The organism is Pseudomonas sp. NPDC089392 (genome assembly GCF_044749595.1).
In the GTDB taxonomy this organism is placed as follows: domain Bacteria; phylum Pseudomonadota; class Gammaproteobacteria; order Pseudomonadales; family Pseudomonadaceae; genus Aquipseudomonas.
Genome location: NZ_JBIVIF010000027.1, coordinates 47,616 through 66,934, shown reverse-complemented (window position 1 = coordinate 66,934; position 19,319 = coordinate 47,616). Strand labels below are relative to the sequence as shown.

Annotated in this window: 20 protein-coding genes; 11 read left to right on the top strand and 9 right to left on the bottom strand. The window is 63.1% G+C overall.

Annotation, left to right across the window (positions count from 1 at the left end):
• Positions 1 to 181 precede the first annotated feature (181 nt).
• Positions 182 to 1,714 carry a SulP family inorganic anion transporter gene (locus tag ACIP1G_RS21245; protein ID WP_400740506.1) on the top strand — a complete coding sequence of 511 codons (1,533 nt, stop codon included), beginning with the start codon at positions 182 to 184 and terminating at the stop codon, positions 1,712 to 1,714.
• Between the two features lie 132 nt (positions 1,715 to 1,846).
• Here ACIP1G_RS21245 and ACIP1G_RS21240 read toward each other — a convergent pair whose 3' ends face one another.
• Positions 1,847 to 2,488 (bottom strand): hypothetical protein, encoded by a 642-nt coding sequence (locus tag ACIP1G_RS21240; protein ID WP_400740504.1) that lies wholly within the window; start codon positions 2,486 to 2,488, stop codon positions 1,847 to 1,849.
• Positions 2,489 to 2,856: 368 nt separating this feature from the next.
• Between ACIP1G_RS21240 and coxB the strand changes: the two genes are divergently transcribed.
• Genes coxB through ACIP1G_RS21220 form a run of 4 tightly spaced genes read left to right on the top strand, consistent with a single transcriptional unit; the run spans position 2,857 to position 7,098 of the window.
• Complete coding sequence (gene coxB, locus ACIP1G_RS21235) at positions 2,857 to 3,984, top strand: cytochrome c oxidase subunit II (RefSeq protein WP_346642551.1); 1,128 nt, start codon at positions 2,857 to 2,859, stop codon at positions 3,982 to 3,984.
• A gap of 43 nt (positions 3,985 to 4,027) precedes the next feature.
• Entirely contained in the window at positions 4,028 to 5,617 is a 1,590-nt protein-coding gene (ctaD, locus tag ACIP1G_RS21230; protein ID WP_400740502.1) for a cytochrome c oxidase subunit I, read from the top strand.
• A gap of 10 nt (positions 5,618 to 5,627) precedes the next feature.
• Positions 5,628 to 6,194, top strand: a complete 567-nt coding sequence (locus tag ACIP1G_RS21225) for a cytochrome c oxidase assembly protein (RefSeq protein ID WP_400740500.1) — start codon at positions 5,628 to 5,630, stop codon at positions 6,192 to 6,194.
• Positions 6,195 to 6,210: 16 nt separating this feature from the next.
• On the top strand, positions 6,211 to 7,098 hold the full coding sequence (locus ACIP1G_RS21220; protein ID WP_400740498.1) for a cytochrome c oxidase subunit 3: 888 nt from the start codon (positions 6,211 to 6,213) through the stop codon (positions 7,096 to 7,098).
• 111 nt (positions 7,099 to 7,209) lie between these two features.
• Here ACIP1G_RS21220 and ACIP1G_RS21215 read toward each other — a convergent pair whose 3' ends face one another.
• A complete protein-coding gene (locus tag ACIP1G_RS21215) occupies positions 7,210 to 7,413 on the bottom strand; it encodes a twin transmembrane helix small protein (RefSeq protein ID WP_003258925.1) in 204 nt (67 codons plus the stop codon).
• Between the two features lie 63 nt (positions 7,414 to 7,476).
• Here ACIP1G_RS21215 and ACIP1G_RS21210 point away from each other — a divergent pair, with 63 nt between their 5' ends.
• The 5 genes from ACIP1G_RS21210 to ACIP1G_RS21190 are packed head-to-tail and all read left to right on the top strand — an operon-like array spanning position 7,477 to position 11,360.
• Complete coding sequence (locus ACIP1G_RS21210) at positions 7,477 to 8,214, top strand: SURF1 family protein (protein WP_400740496.1); 738 nt, start codon at positions 7,477 to 7,479, stop codon at positions 8,212 to 8,214.
• Positions 8,183 to 8,764 carry a hypothetical protein gene (locus ACIP1G_RS21205; protein ID WP_400740495.1) on the top strand — a complete coding sequence of 194 codons (582 nt, stop codon included), beginning with the start codon at positions 8,183 to 8,185 and terminating at the stop codon, positions 8,762 to 8,764. The genes ACIP1G_RS21210 and ACIP1G_RS21205 overlap by 32 nt, the downstream gene beginning before the upstream one ends.
• Positions 8,765 to 8,773: 9 nt before the next feature.
• The gene (locus tag ACIP1G_RS21200; protein ID WP_400740494.1) at positions 8,774 to 9,853 is read left to right on the top strand and encodes a heme A synthase; all 1,080 of its coding nucleotides are present in this window, start codon (positions 8,774 to 8,776) and stop codon (positions 9,851 to 9,853) included.
• Positions 9,838 to 10,731 (top strand): heme o synthase, encoded by an 894-nt coding sequence (gene cyoE / locus ACIP1G_RS21195; protein WP_400740492.1) that lies wholly within the window; start codon positions 9,838 to 9,840, stop codon positions 10,729 to 10,731. Before ACIP1G_RS21200 ends, cyoE begins: the two co-directional genes overlap by 16 nt.
• Positions 10,728 to 11,360 (top strand): SCO family protein, encoded by a 633-nt coding sequence (locus tag ACIP1G_RS21190; protein ID WP_013970305.1) that lies wholly within the window; start codon positions 10,728 to 10,730, stop codon positions 11,358 to 11,360. The genes cyoE and ACIP1G_RS21190 overlap by 4 nt, the downstream gene beginning before the upstream one ends.
• A gap of 119 nt (positions 11,361 to 11,479) precedes the next feature.
• On the opposite strand, the gene ACIP1G_RS21185 is transcribed toward ACIP1G_RS21190, so the two are convergent.
• From ACIP1G_RS21185 to ACIP1G_RS21175, 3 genes are all read right to left on the bottom strand, one after another.
• Entirely contained in the window at positions 11,480 to 12,250 is a 771-nt protein-coding gene (locus tag ACIP1G_RS21185) for a MetQ/NlpA family ABC transporter substrate-binding protein (RefSeq protein WP_400740490.1), read from the bottom strand.
• 64 nt (positions 12,251 to 12,314) lie between these two features.
• A complete protein-coding gene (locus ACIP1G_RS21180; RefSeq protein WP_012269918.1) occupies positions 12,315 to 12,986 on the bottom strand; it encodes a methionine ABC transporter permease in 672 nt (223 codons plus the stop codon).
• Positions 12,986 to 13,993 carry a methionine ABC transporter ATP-binding protein gene (locus ACIP1G_RS21175; RefSeq protein WP_201206677.1) on the bottom strand — a complete coding sequence of 336 codons (1,008 nt, stop codon included), beginning with the start codon at positions 13,991 to 13,993 and terminating at the stop codon, positions 12,986 to 12,988. Before ACIP1G_RS21175 ends, ACIP1G_RS21180 begins: the two co-directional genes overlap by 1 nt.
• A gap of 225 nt (positions 13,994 to 14,218) precedes the next feature.
• Here ACIP1G_RS21175 and katE point away from each other — a divergent pair, with 225 nt between their 5' ends.
• A complete protein-coding gene (gene katE / locus ACIP1G_RS21170) occupies positions 14,219 to 16,354 on the top strand; it encodes a catalase HPII (protein WP_400740489.1) in 2,136 nt (711 codons plus the stop codon).
• A gap of 96 nt (positions 16,355 to 16,450) precedes the next feature.
• Here the strand turns inward: katE and ACIP1G_RS21165 are convergent, their stop codons facing one another.
• From ACIP1G_RS21165 to zur, 4 genes are all read right to left on the bottom strand, one after another.
• A complete protein-coding gene (locus ACIP1G_RS21165) occupies positions 16,451 to 17,158 on the bottom strand; it encodes a PA5502 family lipoprotein (protein WP_400740487.1) in 708 nt (235 codons plus the stop codon).
• A 126-nt stretch (positions 17,159 to 17,284) separates the two neighbouring features.
• Positions 17,285 to 18,067, bottom strand: a complete 783-nt coding sequence (znuB, locus tag ACIP1G_RS21160; protein WP_274081509.1) for a zinc ABC transporter permease subunit ZnuB — start codon at positions 18,065 to 18,067, stop codon at positions 17,285 to 17,287.
• Complete coding sequence (gene znuC / locus ACIP1G_RS21155; protein WP_016712841.1) at positions 18,060 to 18,833, bottom strand: zinc ABC transporter ATP-binding protein ZnuC; 774 nt, start codon at positions 18,831 to 18,833, stop codon at positions 18,060 to 18,062. Before znuC ends, znuB begins: the two co-directional genes overlap by 8 nt.
• Positions 18,830 to 19,315 carry a zinc uptake transcriptional repressor Zur gene (zur, locus tag ACIP1G_RS21150; RefSeq protein ID WP_400740486.1) on the bottom strand — a complete coding sequence of 162 codons (486 nt, stop codon included), beginning with the start codon at positions 19,313 to 19,315 and terminating at the stop codon, positions 18,830 to 18,832. The genes znuC and zur overlap by 4 nt, the downstream gene beginning before the upstream one ends.
• Between the last annotated feature and the right edge of the window lie 4 nt (positions 19,316 to 19,319).

The window sequence follows — 19,319 nt, the reverse complement described above, 5'->3', positions numbered from 1 at the left end:
CACCGCTAGAACCTTGATTGCCGGCCGCACCCTCTAGGGGTGTGGCGCGGCCTTCGGCTGCCTTGAATTCCCTGACTGCCCTGCCGGCACGCCCGCTGGCGGCCCGCGCCTGCGCGCTCGTCAGGGGCAAACGTGCCCACGGCCAGGGGAATGGCCGTGCGACAGAGAAAGGAGAAACACGGTGAACATTACACAGTTGAAAGCGGCCCTGCCGCGTGAGTTGCTGGCGTCGGTGGTGGTCTTCCTGGTGGCCCTGCCGTTGTGCATGGGCATTGCGATCGCCTCGGGCATGCCGCCGGCCAAAGGCCTGATTACCGGCATTATCGGCGGCATTGTCGTGGGTTTCCTCGCCGGTTCGCCGCTGCAGGTCAGCGGCCCGGCTGCAGGCCTGGCGGTGCTGGTGTTCGAACTGGTGCGCGAGCATGGCATGGCCATGCTCGGGCCGATCTTGCTGCTGGCTGGGGTCCTGCAATTGCTGGCCGGGCGCCTGCGCCTGGGCTGCTGGTTCCGCGTCACTGCACCGGCAGTGGTGTACGGCATGCTGGCGGGCATTGGCGTGCTGATCGTGCTGTCGCAGGTGCATGTGATGTTCGACACCGCGCCGCAGCCATCGGGCATGCAGAACCTGCTGGAATTCCCGGCAACCGTGGCCGCTGCCCTGCCACAGGAAAGCGCTGGCTCCGGCTGGATAGCCGGTGCGCTGGGCCTGGGCACCATCGCCATCATGTGGGGCTGGGAGCGCCTGCGGCCCCAGCGCCTGCGGTTTGTTCCTGGCGCCTTGCTGGGTGTGACGGCGATGACCGCCATCGCCATGTGGCTGGCGTTGCCGGTAAACCGCGTGCAGGTGCCGGCGGACCTGTCGCAAGCCATCGACTGGATCCGCCCGGATGACCTGATGAAGTTGGCAGACCCTGCCCTGCTGGTAGCGGCCTTTGCCCTGGCTTTCATTGCCAGCGCAGAAACCTTGCTGTCGGCCGCGGCGGTCGACCGCATGCACAGCGGCCAACGCTCGGACTTCGACCGTGAGCTGTCGGCCCAGGGCATCGGCAATATGCTGTGCGGGGTGCTAGGTGCATTGCCGATGACCGGCGTGATCGTGCGCAGCTCGGCCAACGTTCAGGCCGGTGCGCAGACGCGGGCCTCGGCGATCTTCCACGGGCTGTGGTTGTTGGCGTTCGTGGTGGTGTTGAGCAGCGTGCTGCAGCAGATCCCGGTGGCGAGCCTGGCGGGTGTGCTGGTGTTTACCGGGGTCAAGCTGGTCGACTTCAAGGCGTTTCGTGGGCTGGGCCGCTATGGCCGCATGCCGATGTTCACCTACGCGGCGACGGCGCTGGCGATCATTTTTACCGACCTGCTGACTGGCGTGTTGCTGGGCTTTGCGCTGACCTTGCTGAAGCTGGCGTTCAAGGCGGCGCGGCTGAAGATCAACCTGGTCAGCCTGGAGAAGGCTGGGCATATGGAATTGCGGCTCAGTGGCGCGGCTACCTTCCTCAAGGTGCCGGCGTTGACCCAGGTGCTTGATGGCGTGCCAGCGGGGACTACGTTGCATGTGCCTCTGGGTAACCTGAGCTACATCGACCACTCGTGCCTTGAGTTGCTGGAAGACTGGGGCCGCAGCAATTCGGCTAATGGGTCGCGGTTGTTGGTTGAGCAGCGGCGGCTGAAGCGGCGGATCGAGGGGCGGATGCGGACTACGGCGGGGGTTGGGGCCTGAAGCTTAAGTTTTGTAGCGCCTGAACTGGCCTCTTCGCGGGTGAACCCGCTCCCACAGGTACTGCGCAGGCCTCGAAACCTGTGTTGAACCTGTGGGAGCGGGTTTACCCGCGAAGGGGCCGGGACAGGAATATCAGGCCGGCTGCCCCAACTCGACACCCAGCTGCCGCGACAGGCAAGGCCAGCGCTTCCAGGCCTCGCCGGTAGCCGGGCTGCTCAACTTCTCGCGGTAGGCCTCCACCGATTCCACCGCAAAGCTTGCTTCATTGAGCATCTCGTCGACCGAATGATGCACCACCTCATCCAGCTGGTTGGCGAATGCCTCGCCAATCAGCTGATGAGCAATCAGGTTGGCCATGGTGGTATCGAACGGAATCAGCGGCTGCTGGAAGTGGCGGATATACAGGTCGTTCACTTCTTCCACCAGGCGGTGCGCCAGGTAGGCCTCGTCCAGCAGGCAGTCCAGGCCCACATGCCCTTGCATCACGCTGGGCGGCTGCAGGAAGTAAGCCTCGGCAATTTTCAGTACCGGCTTGATCTGTGATTCGATCCCGGCCTCACGGGCGACCTCTTGTGCGGCCTCAAGCAGTTCCGGAACCTGGTCGATGTAGGCGCTGACGAAGCGCGCCAAAGTACCCTGGGCGTCCTGCTCAGGCAGTTGGATCGAGGGGTGCAGGTGGGGCAGTTGCAGCTCGAGACGCGCTTTCAATTGGCCGGTCTGGCCTTCATGTTGATGGGCTTGGCTTACCTGCTCGCGTACAGCAGCGATGTTCATGACAACTCCAGGGACATAACGTTTCAAACGGAAGACACTAAATTAGCTCGGTATACAGAATACCTAAGACGCATTTGTTATAAGTCGCGCAAACGTGTGCGTTCTCTGGCATATCCAGCGGCCATTATTGCGCCATACCCTCTCAAGCGCGCGGTTTTCAGGGCATGTGCTCATTTCGTGAAGTTCATTTCACGGGCTTCATTGCGTGCCATTGGTCGCTGACTATACTCCCGTTGAACGTGATTCGTTGATGAGGCCCAGCTGCTTTTAGCAGGGGCTCGGTCGTCGAAGCCAGCAGTCTTGACCGCCGTTCCCTCTTGCCGCAGGCCACGCCTCCGGGACAACAAGAACGAGAAGGGGAACCCGCAATGATGCGACATCCACATGTCTGGATGGGCCTCCTGTTGTGGTCAGTTTTTGGTCAGGCCAACGCCGCCTGGACCGTGAACATGCACCCGGGGGCGACGGAAGTCTCCAACGCCGTCTTCGACCTGCACATGACCATTTTCTGGATCTGCGTGATCATCGGCATCGTGGTATTCGGCGCGATGTTCTGGTCGATGGTCATCCACCGCCGCTCTACCGGCCAGCAGGCCGCGCATTTCCACGAGCACACCTGGGTGGAAATTCTGTGGACCGTGGTCCCTTTCCTGATCCTGGTGGCCATGGCCATACCGGCCACCAAGACCCTGATCGACATCTACGATGCCAGTGAGTCGGACATCGACATCCAGGTCACCGGTTACCAGTGGAAGTGGCACTACAAATACCTGGGCCAGGATGTGGAGTTCTTCAGTAACCTGGCCACCCCCGCCGATCAGATTCACAACAAGGCACCCAAGGACGAGCACTACCTGCTGGAGGTCGACCAGCCGCTGGTGCTGCCAGTGGGCGCAAAGGTGCGCTTCCTGGTGACCGCTGCCGACGTTATCCACTCCTGGTGGGTGCCGGCCTTTGCGGTCAAGCGTGACGCCATCCCCGGCTTCGTCAACGAAGCCTGGACCCGTATCGAAAAGCCCGGCATCTACCGCGGCCAGTGCACCGAGCTGTGCGGCAAGGACCACGGCTTCATGCCGGTGGTGGTCGAGGTCAAGTCCAAGGCCGATTACGACACCTGGCTTGGCGAGCGCAAGGCCGAGGCCGCCAAGCTCAAGGAACTGACCAGCAAGGAGTGGACCCTGGAAGAACTGGTGGAGCGCGGCGACAAGATCTACCACACCACTTGCGTGGCCTGTCACCAGGCCGAAGGCCAAGGCTTGCCGCCGATGTTCCCGGCGCTCAAGGGCTCGAAGATCGCCACCGGGCCGAAGGAAGGCCACCTGAGCATTGTCTTCCATGGCAAGCCTGGCACCGCCATGGCTGCCTTCGGCAAGCAACTGTCTGAGGTCGATATCGCCGCGGTGGTCACCTACGAGCGCAACGCCTGGGGCAACAACAAGGGCGACATGGTCACGCCGAAGGACGTGCTGGCGCTGAAGCAGGCAGAAGCCAAGTGAACCGGGTTACTCGCGGCAATCAATGGATTGCAGGAGACAGGACATGAGTGCAGTGATCGACGACCACGCCCACGGCCATGAGCATGCGCACGGCCCGGCCAAGGGCCTGATGCGCTGGGTGCTGACGACCAACCACAAAGACATCGGCACCATGTACCTGTGGTTCGCCTTCATCATGTTCCTGCTCGGTGGCTCGTTCGCCATGGTGATCCGCGCCGAGTTGTTCCAGCCCGGCCTGCAGATCGTGGAACCGGCGTTCTTCAACCAGATGACCACCATGCATGGGCTTATCATGGTGTTCGGTGCGGTGATGCCGGCGTTCGTCGGCCTGGCCAACTGGATGATCCCGCTGATGATTGGCGCGCCCGACATGGCCCTGCCGCGCATGAACAACTTCAGTTTCTGGCTGCTGCCAGCGGCCTTCCTGCTGCTGGTCTCGACCCTGTTCAGCCCGGGCGGCGGGCCGAACTTCGGCTGGACCTTCTACGCCCCGCTGTCCACCACCTACGCGCCAGCCAGCGTCACCTTCTTCATCTTCGCCATCCACCTGATGGGAATCAGCTCGATCATGGGCGCGATCAACGTGATCGCCACCATCCTCAACCTGCGTGCCCCGGGCATGACCCTGATGAAAATGCCGCTGTTCGTCTGGACCTGGCTGATTACCGCGTTCCTGCTGATTGCGGTGATGCCGGTGCTGGCCGGCGTGGTGACCATGATGCTGATGGACATTCACTTCGGTACCAGCTTCTTCAGTGCCGCGGGTGGCGGTGACCCGGTGCTGTTCCAGCACGTGTTCTGGTTCTTCGGCCACCCCGAGGTGTACATCATGATCCTGCCGGCCTTCGGCGCGGTCAGCTCGATCATCCCGGCGTTCTCGCGCAAGCCGCTATTCGGCTACACCTCGATGGTGTACGCCACCGGCGCCATCGCCTTCCTGTCGTTCATCGTCTGGGCCCACCACATGTTCGTGGTCGGCATTCCGGTGGTCGGCGAGCTGTTCTTCATGTACGCCACCATGCTGATTGCCGTGCCCACCGGGGTGAAGGTGTTCAACTGGGTCAGCACCATGTGGGAAGGCTCGCTCACCTTCGAAACACCGATGCTGTTCGCCATTGCCTTCGTCATCCTGTTCACCATCGGCGGCTTCAGCGGGTTGATGCTGGCGATTGCCCCGGCGGACTTCCAGTACCACGACACCTATTTCGTGGTGGCGCACTTCCACTACGTGCTGGTGCCTGGGGCCATCTTCGGCATCTTCGCCTCGGCCTACTACTGGCTGCCGAAATGGACTGGCCACATGTATGACGAAACCCTCGGCAAGCTGCACTTCTGGCTGTCGTTCATCGGCATGAACATGGCCTTCTTCCCCATGCACTTCGTGGGGTTGGCCGGCATGCCACGGCGCATCCCCGACTACAACCTGCAGTTCGCCGACTTCAACATGGTGTCGTCGATCGGTGCATTCATGTTCGGCGCCACGCAGATCTTCTTCCTGTTCATCGTCATCAAGTGCATCCGCGGCGGCGCGCCGGCACCGGCCAAGCCCTGGGATGGCGCCGAGGGCCTGGAGTGGTCGATCCCCTCACCTGCGCCTTACCACACCTTCCAGACACCACCGGAAGTGAAATAGGAACGCTGCCATGAAAGGCCTGTCGCTGAAACGCCTGGTCACGCGCCTGCTGATGCTGACGGTGGTGATGTTCGCCTTCGGCTTCGCCCTGGTGCCGATCTACGACGTGATGTGCAAGGCCTTCGGCATCAACGGCAAGACTGGCGGGCAGTACGAGGGCAGCCAGGTCAGCGACCCGACGCGCTCGGTGCGGGTGCAGTTCATGTCGACCAATGCCAGCGACATGGTCTGGGACTTCTACTCCACGGCCGACCAGCTGGAGGTCAACCCAGGCGCGGTTAACCAGATGATCTTCATCGCCCACAACCCGACCGACCGGCCGATGAGTGCGCAAGCCATACCCAGCATCACCCCGGCCGAGGCCGCGGCGTACTTCCACAAGACCGAGTGCTTCTGCTTTACCCAGCAGGTGCTGCAGCCCGGCGAACGCATCGAAATGCCAGTGCGCTTCATCGTCGACCGCGACCTGCCGGCCAGCGTGAAGCACCTGACACTGGCCTACACCTTGTTCGACATCACCGCTCGCCACCCGCCGGTCGCGCATGTTGCGGCCCAGGACGTCCAGGGCGCCCGTTAAGGGAAGGAGAACAGCAATGGCAAGTCATGAGCACTACTACGTCCCGGCGCAGAGCAAGTGGCCGATCATCGCCACCATCGGCATGTTCATCACGGTGTTCGGCTTGGGCACCTGGTTCAACGACATGAAGGCCGGCCACCCGGATTCGCACGGGCCGCTGATTTTCTTCGTGGGTGCGTTGTTCCTGGCCTACATGCTGTTCGGCTGGTTTGGCTCGGTGGTGCGAGAGAGCCGCGCGGGGCTGTACAGCCCGCAGCTGGACCGCTCGTTCCGCTGGGGCATGAGCTGGTTCATCTTCTCCGAGGTGATGTTCTTCCTGGCCTTCTTTGGTGCGCTGTTCTATGTGCGCGTGCTGGCCGGGCCATGGCTGGGGGGCGAAGGGGCCAAGGGCGTTGCGCACATGCTGTGGCCGACCTTCGAATTTACCTGGCCGCTGCTGCACACGCCCGACCCGAAACTGTTCCCGCCGCCCAAGGAGGTGATCGACCCGTGGCACCTGCCGCTGATCAACACCATCTTGCTGGTCAGCTCCAGCGTGACCATCACCATTGCCCACCACGCCCTGCGCCGGGGGCACCGTGGGCCACTGAAGTTCTGGATGGCGCTGACCATTCTGTTGGGCATCAGCTTTATCGCGCTGCAGGCCTTCGAGTACCACGAGGCCTATACCAAGCTGGGGTTGACGCTGGGCTCGGGGATCTATGGGGCGACGTTCTTCATGCTCACCGGCTTCCACGGCGCCCACGTGACCTTGGGCACGATCATCCTGATCGTGATGTTCGTGCGGATTTTGCGTGGGCACTTCAACCCGGAGAAACACTTCGGCTTCGAGGCGGCCAGTTGGTACTGGCACTTCGTTGATGTGGTTTGGGTGGGGTTGTTCATCTTTGTGTATGTGCTCTAGGGCCAATCGCCGGCAAGCCAGCTCCCACAGGGGCTCACTGGGCCTTGAGGCATGTGGGATACCTGTGGGAGCTGGCTTGCCGGCGATGAGGCCATCAAAGCAAATGCAGATTCAGAAGGGGGCATGTGAAACCAGCTGACCACTGATGAAGCCCCAGGCGACCAGGCCGATAGTCAGCGCCGCCAGGGTCACCCGCACAGTCAGCGCTTTCAGCAGGCGGGTCGAGTTTTCATCGTCCTTGACCAGAAACACCAGGCCACTGAACAGGCTGGCAATCGTGGCCAACAGCATCAGGACAATCGCGGCCTTGAGCATGGCGCTACTCCGGGGGGATGCGGTGATGTTGATAAGTATAGCGATTGACCCGGCGAGGCTTCGATGAGGCCATTCAGTCCGGGCTGGATACCGACCCTGGTAGTGCTTGCGCTGCTGCCGGGGCTGATCGCGCTTGGCTGCTGGCAACTGGGCCGCGCCGAGGAAAAGCGCGTGCTGCTGGCCAACTACGCCGAGCGTCGCGTCGAGGCGCCGTTGGCCACGGCCCAGCTGACAGCGGATGACGACAACGCCTTCCGTCGCGTGCACCTGTATGGCCGCTTCGACGCCGAGCACAGCCTGTTGCTGGATAACCGCATGCGCGACGGCCAGGCCGGTGTCGAGTTGCTGCAACCTTTCCATGACCAGGCCAGCGGCTTGTGGCTGCTGGTCAACCGCGGCTGGCTGCCATGGCCGGACCGCCGCGTGCCGGTGCACTTCGAAACCCCTGCCAAGGCCTTGGCGCTGGACGCTTCGGTGTATGTCGCGCCCGGCAGCTCCTTCCAGCTGCACCCGGACCCTGTTGGCGGCCAATGGCCGCATCTGTTGACCGCCATCGATGCCGCGCAGCTATGGCCGCAGCTCGGTCGCGAAGGTTACGCCCACGAATTGCGCCTGGAGCCCGGCCCGGCGACCTATCGCCTGGATTGGCCGGTAGTCGCCATGGGGCCGGAAAAACACTTGGGCTATGCCGTGCAGTGGTTTGCCCTGGCTGCCGCTCTGGTACTGCTCTACCTCTACTTCGGCTGGCACCAAAACAAGGAGAAACGCCATGGCCACCGCCACTCCACTGGAAGTGCCTGAACGTAGCAAACCCAGAGCCCGCGGGCGTTTGCAGCTACTGCTGATCCTGCTGGTGGTGCTCGGGCCGATGATCCTGGCCACCAGCATGTACAAGCTGAACTTCTGGGTGCCCGATGGCCGCAGTTACCACGGCGCCATGATTGGCAACGGTGAAAACCGCGCCGATCTCGGCGTGGCTGGCCAGGACGAGCGCTGGCAGCTGCTGGTCAGTGCGCCCGAAGCCTGTGCCGAGGACTGCCAGCGCCTGGTGTACCTGGCCCGGCAGATCCAGGTCGGCCTGGGCCGCGATGCCAGCCGCGCCAGCCATGCGCTGGCCGCCGCCCAGCCGGTGAGTGCTGATTACCAGGCATTGCTGGGTCGCGAGTACCCGCAATTGCAACGCTACCCGCTGGATGCCCAGCGCTATCGGCAGCAGGTGGGCGAACCCGGCCCGCAGCTGTGGATCGTCGACCCGCACGGCAACCTGGTGCTGCGATATGACGCCAAGGTCAACGGCAAGCATGTGCTGGATGACCTGCGCCATCTGCTGAAGCTGTCCAACATCGGCTAGGAGCCTGCCATGGCCAGACCCGGATTTCGCCTTGCTGTGTTCGCCACCCTGCTGGCACTGCTGGTTGTCCTGCTCGGTGCCTATACCCGCCTGACCCACGCCGGCCTCGGCTGCCCTGACTGGCCGGGCTGCTACGGCTTCATCAGCGTGCCCAAGAGCGAAGCGCAGCTGGCCCATGCCGAGCTGCACTTCCCCGAGCACCCGGTGGAGGCAGCCAAAGGCTGGGCCGAGATGGTCCATCGCTACTTCGCCGGCACCCTGGCCGTGGTGATTGCCCTGCTCGCCTTGCAGGCAGTGCGTCGGCATGCCCGCGATGGCCAGCCGTATCGCCTGCCGGTGCTGTTGCTGGGCGTGGTGCTGGCCCAGGCAGCCTTCGGCATGTGGACGGTCACCTTGAAGTTGTGGCCGCAGGTGGTCACCGCGCATTTACTGGGTGGCTTCACGACCCTGAGCTTGCTGTTGCTGTTGTCCCTGCGTCTATCCCGGGCCTTTGCACCTTTGCCAAAACTGCCGTTAAGCCTGCGCCGGATCGCCGCGTTGGCCCTGCTGGTGGTGATCGGCCAGATTGCCCTGGGCGGCTGGGTCAGTGCCAACTACGCGGCGGTCGCCTGTATCGACCTGCCCACCTGCCATGGCCAGTGGTGGCCGGCGGCGGACTTCAGCAATGGCTTCCATTTGACCCAGCACGTCGGCCCCAATTACCTGGGCGGGCAACTGGACAGTGATGCGCGCACGGCCATCCACATCAGCCACCGCCTGGGCGCGCTGCTGGTGACCTGTGTGCTGCTGATGCTCAGCTGGAAGCTGCACCGCTGTGGCCTGCCCGGCCTGGCACGGCTGGTGTTGTTGGCGCTGGCCCTGCAAGTCGGCCTGGGCATCAGCAACGTACTGTTCCACCTGCCGCTGGCTGTGGCGGTGGCGCACAACGCTGGCGGGGCGCTGTTGTTGCTGAGCATGGTGCTGGTGAACTACCGCATTCGCGTGGTCGACAAGGTGCGCGTGGGTGTCGGCCAAGGCTGGCGCCTGCGGCCGGTGGCTGGCGTGGGCATTTCCCATCACATGAGGAACGATTCGTGGCGACGCTTCTGAGCGTACGGCGGGCCAGTTGGCGCGACTACCTGGAGCTGACCAAGCCCAAAGTGGTGGTGCTGATGCTGATCACTTCGCTGGCGGGCATGTTCCTCGCCACCCGCGCGGGTGTGAGCTGGAGTGTGCTGCTGTTCGGTAACCTGGGCATCGGCCTGTGTGCCGGCGCTGCGGCGATGGTCAACCATGTGGTGGACCGGCGCATCGATGCGCTGATGGCACGTACCCACAAGCGGCCACTGGCCCAAGGCCGTGTCGAGCCGCTGCCGGCGTTGCTGTTCGCCCTGGCCCTGGCGCTGCTGGGCATGGCCCTGCTGCTGGTGTTCACCAACGCCCTCACCGCCTGGCTGACCCTGGCCTCCCTGCTGGGCTATGCGGTGCTCTACACCGGCTTTCTCAAGCGTGCCACGCCACAGAACATCGTTATCGGCGGCCTGGCTGGGGCTGCACCGCCATTGCTCGGCTGGGTAGCGGTCAGCGGCCATGTCAGCGCCGAGCCGCTGCTGCTGGTGCTGATCATCTTCGCCTGGACCCCGCCGCACTTCTGGGCCCTGGCCATCCACCGCAAGGAGGAGTACGCCAAGGTCGATATCCCGATGTTGCCGGTGACCCACGGTGAGCGTTACACCAAGCTGCATATCCTGCTGTACACCCTGGTTTTGCTGGCGGTGAGCCTGCTGCCGTATGCCATCCACATGAGCGGCCCGCTGTACCTGGCCTGTGCCCTGGTGCTGGGCCTGCGCTTCCTGCAATGGGCCTGGGTGTTGTACCGTGGCAGCCGGCCGCACGCGGCGATCGGTACCTTCAAGTACTCTATCGGCTACCTGTTCGCGTTGTTCATCGCGTTGCTTCTCGACCACTACCTGTTGCTGAACCTATGACCCGAACCCAGAAAACCGTCTTCATTCTCGTTGCCCTGGTCGCGTTGATCCTGGGCCTGACCGTCAACAAGGTGCTCAATGGCCGCGACCAGCCCAACCCCACCGAGCTGATTGATGCCGGCATCATCCTGCTGCCGCAGAGCCGCACCGTGGCCGACGTGACCATGACCAACCAGGACGGCCAGCCGGTGCAATTGGATGACCTGAAAGGCAAATGGTCGCTGCTGTTCTTTGGCTACACCTACTGCCCGGACATCTGCCCGACCACCCTGGCCCAGTTGCGCCAGGTGAAGAGCGAGCTGCCCAAGGAAGCCGTCGACCGGCTGCAGGTGGTGCTGGTGAGCGTGGACCCGAACCGCGACACGCCGAACCAGCTGAAGCAGTACCTGGGCTATTTCGACAAGGACTTTGTCGGGGTGGCGGGGTCGATCGAGGATACCCAGAAGCTGGCCAATGCCTTGAGCATTCCGTTCATTCCGGCGGATACCAGCAAGCCGGGGTACACCGTGGACCACAGCGGCAACCTGGCGGTTGTGGGGCCGGATGGGCGTCAGCGTGGGTTTATTCGGGCGCCGTTCAACAACCAGAAGCTGGTGGCGCAGTTGCCGGGGCTGGTCAAGCGGGATTGATGGGGCTTTAAAAGCTTCGCGGGTAAACCCGCTCCTACAGGGATTTCACAAGGCTTCTAGCCTGCACTGCTCCTGTGGGAGCGGGTTTACCCGCGAAGAATCCAGCGCGATTGTTCGGCTTAGAACGCCGGAACCACAGCGCCTTTGTACTTCTCGTTGATGAACTGCTTCACCTCAGGCGAGTGCAGCGCTGCTGCCAGCTTCTTCATGGCATCGGAGTCCTTGTTGTCCGGGCGGGCAACCAGGATGTTCACGTAAGGCGAGTCGCTGCCTTCGATGGCCAGGGCGTCTTTCTCAGGGTTCAGCTTGGCTTCCAGCGCGTAGTTGGTGTTGATCAGGGCAGCATCGACCTGGGTCAGCACGCGCGGGATGGTGGCTGCTTCCAGCTCGCGGAATTTCAGGCCTTTCGGGTTCTCGGCAACATCCTTCACGGTCGACAGGATGTTCTTGTTGTCCTTCAGCTTGATCACACCGGCCTTGTCCAGCAGCAGCAGGGCGCGGCCGCCGTTGGTGGCGTCGTTGGGGATGACCACGGTGGCGCCGGAGGACAGCTCATCCAGCTTCTTGATCTTGGTCGAGTACACGCCCAGCGGCTCGATGTGCACGCCAGCCACGCTCACCAGGTTGGTGCCCTTGGCCTTGTTGAACTCATCCAGGTACGGCTGGTGCTGGAAGAAGTTGGCATCCAGGCGCTTTTCGGCAACCTGCACGTTCGGCTGGATGTAGTCGGTGAATTCCTTGACCTTCAGCTCCACGCCTTCTTTGGCCAGCGCAGGTTTGACGAAGTTGAGGATCTCGGCGTGCGGCACCGGGGTGGCGGCAACGGTCAGGGACTCGGCGTGGGCCGAGAAGGCCGCGACAGCGGCGACAACAGCAAGCAGCTTCTTCATTGATCACTCCTTGTGAGGGCCGCGACGGCCCCCGAACGGGTCGGCCGGGCCGACCCCATTGGGGTTACTTACGGGAAAAATGCACAACCAGTTTGTCGCCCACGCTTTGCAGCACCTGAACCAGTACCAGCAACAGCACCACGGTCACTACCATCACATCGGTCTGGAAGCGCTGGTAGCCGAAGCGGATGGCCAGGTCGCCGAGGCCGCCGGCACCGACCACACCGGCCATGGCGGTGTACGAAACCAGGGTGATGGCGGTTACGGTAATGGCTGCGAAGATACCTGGGCGGGCCTCCGGCAGCAGGGCGCTGGTGATGATCTGGCGGGTGGTGGCGCCCATCGACTGGGTGGCTTCGATGATGCCGCGGTCCACTTCACGCAGGGCGGTTTCCACCAGGCGGGCGAAGAACGGCGTAGCACCTACCACCAGCGGCGGGATAGCGCCGGCGACGCCCAGCGAGGTGCCGGTGATCAGCACGGTGAACGGGATCATCACGATCAGCAGGATGATGAACGGCAGCGAGCGCAGGATGTTCACCACCAGCGACAGCAGCGCATACACGCCCTTCTGTTCGAACATCTGCTTTGGCCCGCAGAGGAACAGCAGCACGCCCAGCGGCAGGCCCAGCAGCACGGTGAAGAACAGCGAGCCGAACAGCATGATCATGGTGTCGATGGTGGCCAGCCAGATTTCGGCCCAGTCGACGTTGGCAAAGAAATTCAGGGCGTCCATCAACGCAGTACCTCCATATGTACGTCAGCTGCCTTGAAGCGGGCGAACGCCGCTTCCATGTCTCCGCCGATCAGGGCGAGGGTGAGCTGGCCATAGGGGACATCCTTGATGCGGTCGATACGCCCGGCGAGGATGCTGTAGTCCACACCGGTTTCGCGGGCCACGGTGCCCAGCAGCGGCGCGTAGGTGGCGTCGCCCTGGAAGGTCAGGCGCACGATGCGGCCCGGCACGTGGGCAAAGTCGTCGCGCTGCTCGCCTTCGTCGACCTGCTCGTCTTCCTGGACAAAACGCTTGGTGGTGGCGTGCTGCGGGTGCAGGAACACGTCGGCCACCGAGCCTTGCTCGACGATCTGGCCGGCGTCCATCACTGCCACGCGGTCGCAGACCCGGCGGATCACGTCCATCTCGTGGGTGATCAGCACGATGGTCAGCTTCAGTTCACGGTTGATCTCGGCCAGCAGTTGCAGGACCGAAGCCGTGGTTTGCGGGTCGAGGGCGCTGGTGGCCTCGTCGCACAGCAGGATCTTCGGGTTGGTGGACAAGGCGCGGGCGATGCCGACGCGCTGCTTTTGGCCGCCGGACAGCTGCGCCGGGTACTTTTTGGCGTGGTCCGATAGGCCGACGCGGGCCAGCAGCTCGGTGACGCGCTTGTCGATTTCGCTGCGCGACAGCTCGCCGGCCAGGGTCAGTGGCAGGGCGACGTTGTCGGCAACGGTCTTGGAGGCCAGCAGGTTGAAGTGCTGGAAGATCATGCCGACCTGCTGGCGGAAGCCGCGCAGCTGGTTGGCGTTGAACGCGGTGACGTCTTCGCCGTCGACGATGATCTTGCCGCCGGAAGGCTCTTCCAGGCGGTTGATCAGGCGCAGCATGGTGCTTTTGCCGGCGCCGGAATGGCCGATCAGGCCGAACACCTGGCCATCTTCGATGGTCAGGCTGGTCGGATTCAGTGCGGGGATTTCCCTACCGGCAACGCGGTAGGTTTTATGTACCTGTTGGAACTCGATCACGTAGCGAACCTTGTGGGGCGCATGGAATTTGGGTCAGCGGTTAGCTGGGTCGCGCATTTTAGCCTTTTCCCATAGCTGTTCTTAGCATTTATTTCGTAATGCACCAATCCTTCGGGCATATCGCGACAACCGGTAATCCTGATTGAACGCTCGGCAAAGCCTCCCAGTCACTACTTGCACAAGCCCGCAACGGGCACGCCTGAAGACTGATGAGGAGAGCCGACCATGCCCAGCAAGAACACGGACGCGCCAAAGCACAGTGAAGCCGCCGGCACGCAGACCCCGGACCGGGCCAACACCAATGCCAAGCTGCAAAGCCTGGAGGATGTGCGCAGCGATGCCACTGGCCAGGCCCTGCGCACCAACCAGGGGGTGCGAATCGCTGACAACCAGAACACCTTGAAGGCGGGTGATCGTGGCCCCTCGCTGCTTGAAGACTTCATCATGCGCGAGAAGATTACCCATTTTGACCACGAGCGTATCCCCGAGCGTATCGTGCATGCCCGCGGCACGGGCGCGCATGGCTTTTTCCAGAGCTATGGCGACCACGCCGAGCTGACAAAAGCAGGCTTCTTGCGGGACCCTGAGAAAATCACGCCTGTATTCGTGCGATTTTCCACTGTACAAGGCCCTCGTGGTTCCGGGGACACAGTGCGTGATGTGCGCGGTTTCGCGGTCAAGTTCTTTACCGACGAAGGTAACTTCGATCTGGTCGGCAACAACATGCCTGTATTCTTCATCCAGGACGCGATCAAGTTCCCCGATTTTGTCCATGCGGTCAAACCCGAACCGCATAACGAAATCCCTACCGGGGGCTCGGCGCACGACACGTTCTGGGACTTTGTTTCGCTGGTGCCGGAGTCGGCCCACATGGTGATGTGGGCCATGTCCGACCGTGCTATCCCACGCAGCTTGCGTATGATGGAAGGTTTCGGCGTGCATACCTTCCGCCTGATCAACGCCGAGGGCGTGGCCAGTTTCGTCAAGTTTCACTGGAAGCCGCGACAGGGTGTGCATTCGCTGTTGTGGGACGAGGCGCAGAAACTGGCGGGCAAGGACACTGATTTCCAGCGCCGTGACCTGTGGGAAGCGATCGAGACGGGTGATTACCCGGAATGGGAACTGGGCGTGCAGATTGTGCCCGAGGCCGACGAGCATAAGTTCGACTTTGACTTGTTGGACCCGACCAAAATCATTCCGGAAGAGCTGGTGCCCGTAACGCCACTGGGCAAGATGGTGCTGAACCGCAACCCTGACAATTTCTTCGCCGAGGTTGAACAGGTCGCGTTTTGCCCTGGCCATATCGTACCGGGAATCGACTTTACCAACGACCCGCTGCTTCAGGGCCGGCTGTTCTCGTACACCGATACGCAGATCAGCCGCCTGGGTGGGCCGAATTTCCACCAGATTCCGATCAACCGCCCCGTAGCGCCTAACTACAATAACCAGCGTGATGCGATGCATCAGCACGTCGTGCACAAGGGTCGGGCTTCCTACGAGCCCAACTCGATTGACGGCGGCTGGCCGAAGGAAACCCCGCCTGCAGCGCAAGACGGCGGCTTCGAGAGTTACCAAGAGCGTGTCGATGCGCACAAGATTCGTCAGCGCAGCGAGTCGTTCGGCGATCATTTCTCGCAGGCCCGGCTGTTCTTCCAGAGCATGAGTGCGACCGAGCAACTCCACATCATCAAGGCCTACAGCTTTGAGCTGGGTAAAGTTGAGCGCGAACATATCCGTGCCCGGGAAGTGAATGAAATTCTCGCCAATATCGATTTGAAACTGGCGGCGGCGGTTGCAGCCAACTTGGGCCTGCCTGCGCCGAAAGCGGGAACGGTACAGGTGAAGGGTAGCCAGCTGGCGCAATCGCCTGCCTTGAGCCAGATGAACCACCCAGGTTCGGTAGGTATCAAGGGGCGCAAGATTGCCGTGCTGGTGGCCAATGGCGTGGACGCTGTCAGCGTGGACAAACTGGTCAAGGCGCTTGAAGCGCACAGCGCCCGGCCGATGCTGTTGGGGCCGACCTCGGCGCCGGTGAAGGCGGCCGATGGCAAACAGCTGCCGGTGGATGCGTCGATGGAGGGGATGCCCTCGATCATGTTCGACGGGATTGTGGTGCCGGGAGGTAAAGCTTCAACGGATGCCCTGGCGGCTAGCGGGTTGGCCAAGCACTTCTTGCTGGAGGGCTACAAGCACTTGAAGGCGCTGGTGTTGACCCAGGAATTGGTCAAGGCGCTGGGGCTCAAGGAGGACAAGGGGTTGTTGCTGGGGGATGAGCAGAAGGTGGTGGATGCCTTTGTCAAAGCGGTAGAGGGGCATCGGGTGTGGGAGCGGGAGGCGGCTGCGGAGGCTATTCCAGCCTGATAGGGCCTCTTCGCGGGTAAACCCGCTCCCACAGGTACAGCACCGACCTCGAAACTTGTGCTATCCCTGTGGGAGCGGGTTCACCCGAGAAGCTTTTTACTGCTGATGCGGAACCAGCACCACCCGCGCTGGCAGCGTACGCTGGATTTCATGCTTCTGCTTCAGCTCAAACCCGCTGTCGATCTTGCGCACGCGTTTCTCCAGCAAGGTCTTCAGCCACGGCGCATCGTCAGTGCGCGGCACCTGGAACACCACTTCACAGTCATAGCTCACCACATCGGCAGCAATTTCATCCAGCTGGCGGCGCATGGCGCGGCTGTCGGTGGTCTTCAACGCCACCACGGTGCTAGGCGCGGTCGGGTCGATGATGCGTGCCCTGGGCTTGGCTTCGGCGGCCTTCAACGCAGCCTCGGCCTTCTCCAGCTCCGCCTTGCGGGCCTGGGAAAGGGGATCGCCACCGGTCACTGCCGGGGCCTGCGGCATCAGTGCACGGGCGCGGGCCAGGGCCGTCGCCGCCGCGTTCACATCGCCCTTCTGCAGCACGACCTGGCTGCGGCGCAGGTAGGCTTCAGCGAGCTGGCGCTGGTATTGCTCCAGGCGTGCGTCATCCGGGGACTGGGCCTGCAGGGCTGCCAGCTGGTCTTCGGCGGTGGCCAGCTCGTTGCTGGCGATGTTCTGTTGCAACTGCTGCCAGGCATCGGCTTGGGCAGGTGCGGTGGCCTGTTCGACCGGCGCGCTGGAGCAGGCAGCCAGGAACAGGGAAAACGCGGCAACAAGCAGATAACGGGAGGCGAACGGCTTCATTCCTGCGACTCTCTATTTGCGCAAAAAGCGAGCAAGTCTACACCCAGGTGCGCACGCTCGAAAACAGGTCTTACAGACCCTTTACCCGGCAATGGGTTGCAAGGCGTGCCGGCACACGCCCTGTTTTCAGCGCTTTGGCAGGGCCAGGCTCAGCAAGAATAGCACCGCTGCACAGACCACGATCGACGGGCCGGCGGGGGTGTCCTTGAACCAGGACATGGCCAGGCCGCCGCAGACGGCGGTGACGCCCAGCAGGCTGGCGCCCAGGGCCATCTGCTCGGGCGAGCGGGCGTGACGCTGCGCCGCAGCAGCGGGGATGATCAGCAGCGAGGTGATCAGCAATACGCCGACAATCTTCATGGCCACGGCAATCACCACCGCGATCAGCAGCATCAGCGCCATGCGCAGGCCGGCAACGGGCAGGCCTTCGACCATGGCCAGCTCTTCGTGCACGGTGACTGCCAGCAATGGCCGCCACAGCGCTGCAAGCAGCAGCAGGACCAGCGCACTGCCACCCAGGATCCAGGCCAGGTCGGTGGTGCTGATGGCCAGCAGGTCGCCGAACAGGTAGGCCATCAGGTCGATGCGCACGTCATGCATGAAGCTCAGCACCACCAGGCCCAGCGACAAGGTGCTGGGGGCGAGGATACCGAGCAGGGTGTCGGAAGCCAGCGGTTGGCGTTGTTGCAACGTCACCAGCAGGATCGCCAGCAACAGGCAGCCGACGGTTACCGCCAAGGCCGGGCTCACATCCAGTACGAAGCCCATCGCCACGCCCAGCAGTGCGGCGTGGGATAGGGTGTCGCCGAAATACGCCATGCGCCGCCACACCACGAAAGAGCCGAGCGGGCCCGCAACGACTGCCAGGGAAAGGCCCGCAAGCAAGGCGTAAAGAAGAAAATCAGCCATGCTTGCAGTGCTCTCCGTGAACATGGGTGCCGGGGGCGACGACCGAGCCGTGCAGGTCGTGGCTGTGGTCGTGATGGTGGTGGTAAACGGCCAGGCTCGGGGCGTTCTGGCCGAACAGCTCGACGAAGGCCGGGTCGTTGCTGACTTGCTCCGGGTGGCCCGAGCAGCACACGTGGCGGTTCAGGCACACCACCTGGTCGGTAGCGCTCATGACCAGGTGCAGGTCATGGGAAACCATCAGCACGCCGCAGCCGTGACGGTCGCGCAGGCGGGTGATGAGGTTGTACAGCTCGGTCTGGCCGACCACGTCCACGCCTTGAACCGGCTCGTCGAGCACCAGCAGCTGGGGCTCGCGCAGCAGGGCGCGGGCCAGCAGCACGCGCTGCATCTCACCACCGGAAATGGTCTGGATCGGGCTGTCGATGACTTGTTCGGCGCCCACTTCCTGCAGCGCCGACAAGGCTGCCGCGCGGTCTACGCCGGGCACCAGGCGCAAGAAGCGCAGCACCGACAGCGGCAGCGTGGCATCGACCTGGATCTTTTGCGGCATGTAGCCAATGCGCAGCTTCGGCTTGCGCCATACCTTGCCGCGGTGCGGCTTGAGCAGCCCGAGCACGGCGCGCACCAGGGTGGTCTTGCCCGCCCCGTTGGGGCCGATCAGGGTGACGATCTGGCCCGGTGCGACCGACAGGTCGATGCTGTCGAGCACCGCCTCGCCGCCAAAGGTGACGCCGACCTGCTCCAGGCGGATCAGTGCGTCGCTCATGCCGCGCTCCGGCAGTTGCCGCACAGCCCGACCACTTCCACGGTCTGGGTCTCGACGGCGAAGTCCACGCCCTTGGCGCTGTTGATAATCGCCTCGCTAATGCTGCTCTGCTCCAGCTCGATGGCCACATGGCAGGTGCGGCAGATCAGGAACTGGCCCTGGTGCACGTGCTCCGGGTGGCTGCAGCCAATGAAGGCGTTGAGCGAAGCGATGCGGTGCACCAGGCCGTTTTCCAGCAGGAAATCCAGTGCGCGGTACACCGTAGGCGGCGCGGCGCGGCGGCCGTCCTGCTCGCTGAGCACGGCGAGGATGTCGTAGGCGCCCAGTGGCTTGTGGCTTTGCCACACCAGCTCCAGCACCCGGCGGCGCAGCGCGGTCAGGCGCAGGCCCTGGCGGGTGCACAAGGCGTCGGCTTCAGCCAGTGCGCTGTGTACGCAATGGGAATGATCGTGAGGACGGTTGGCCAGCGGCGTGATGGACATGGGC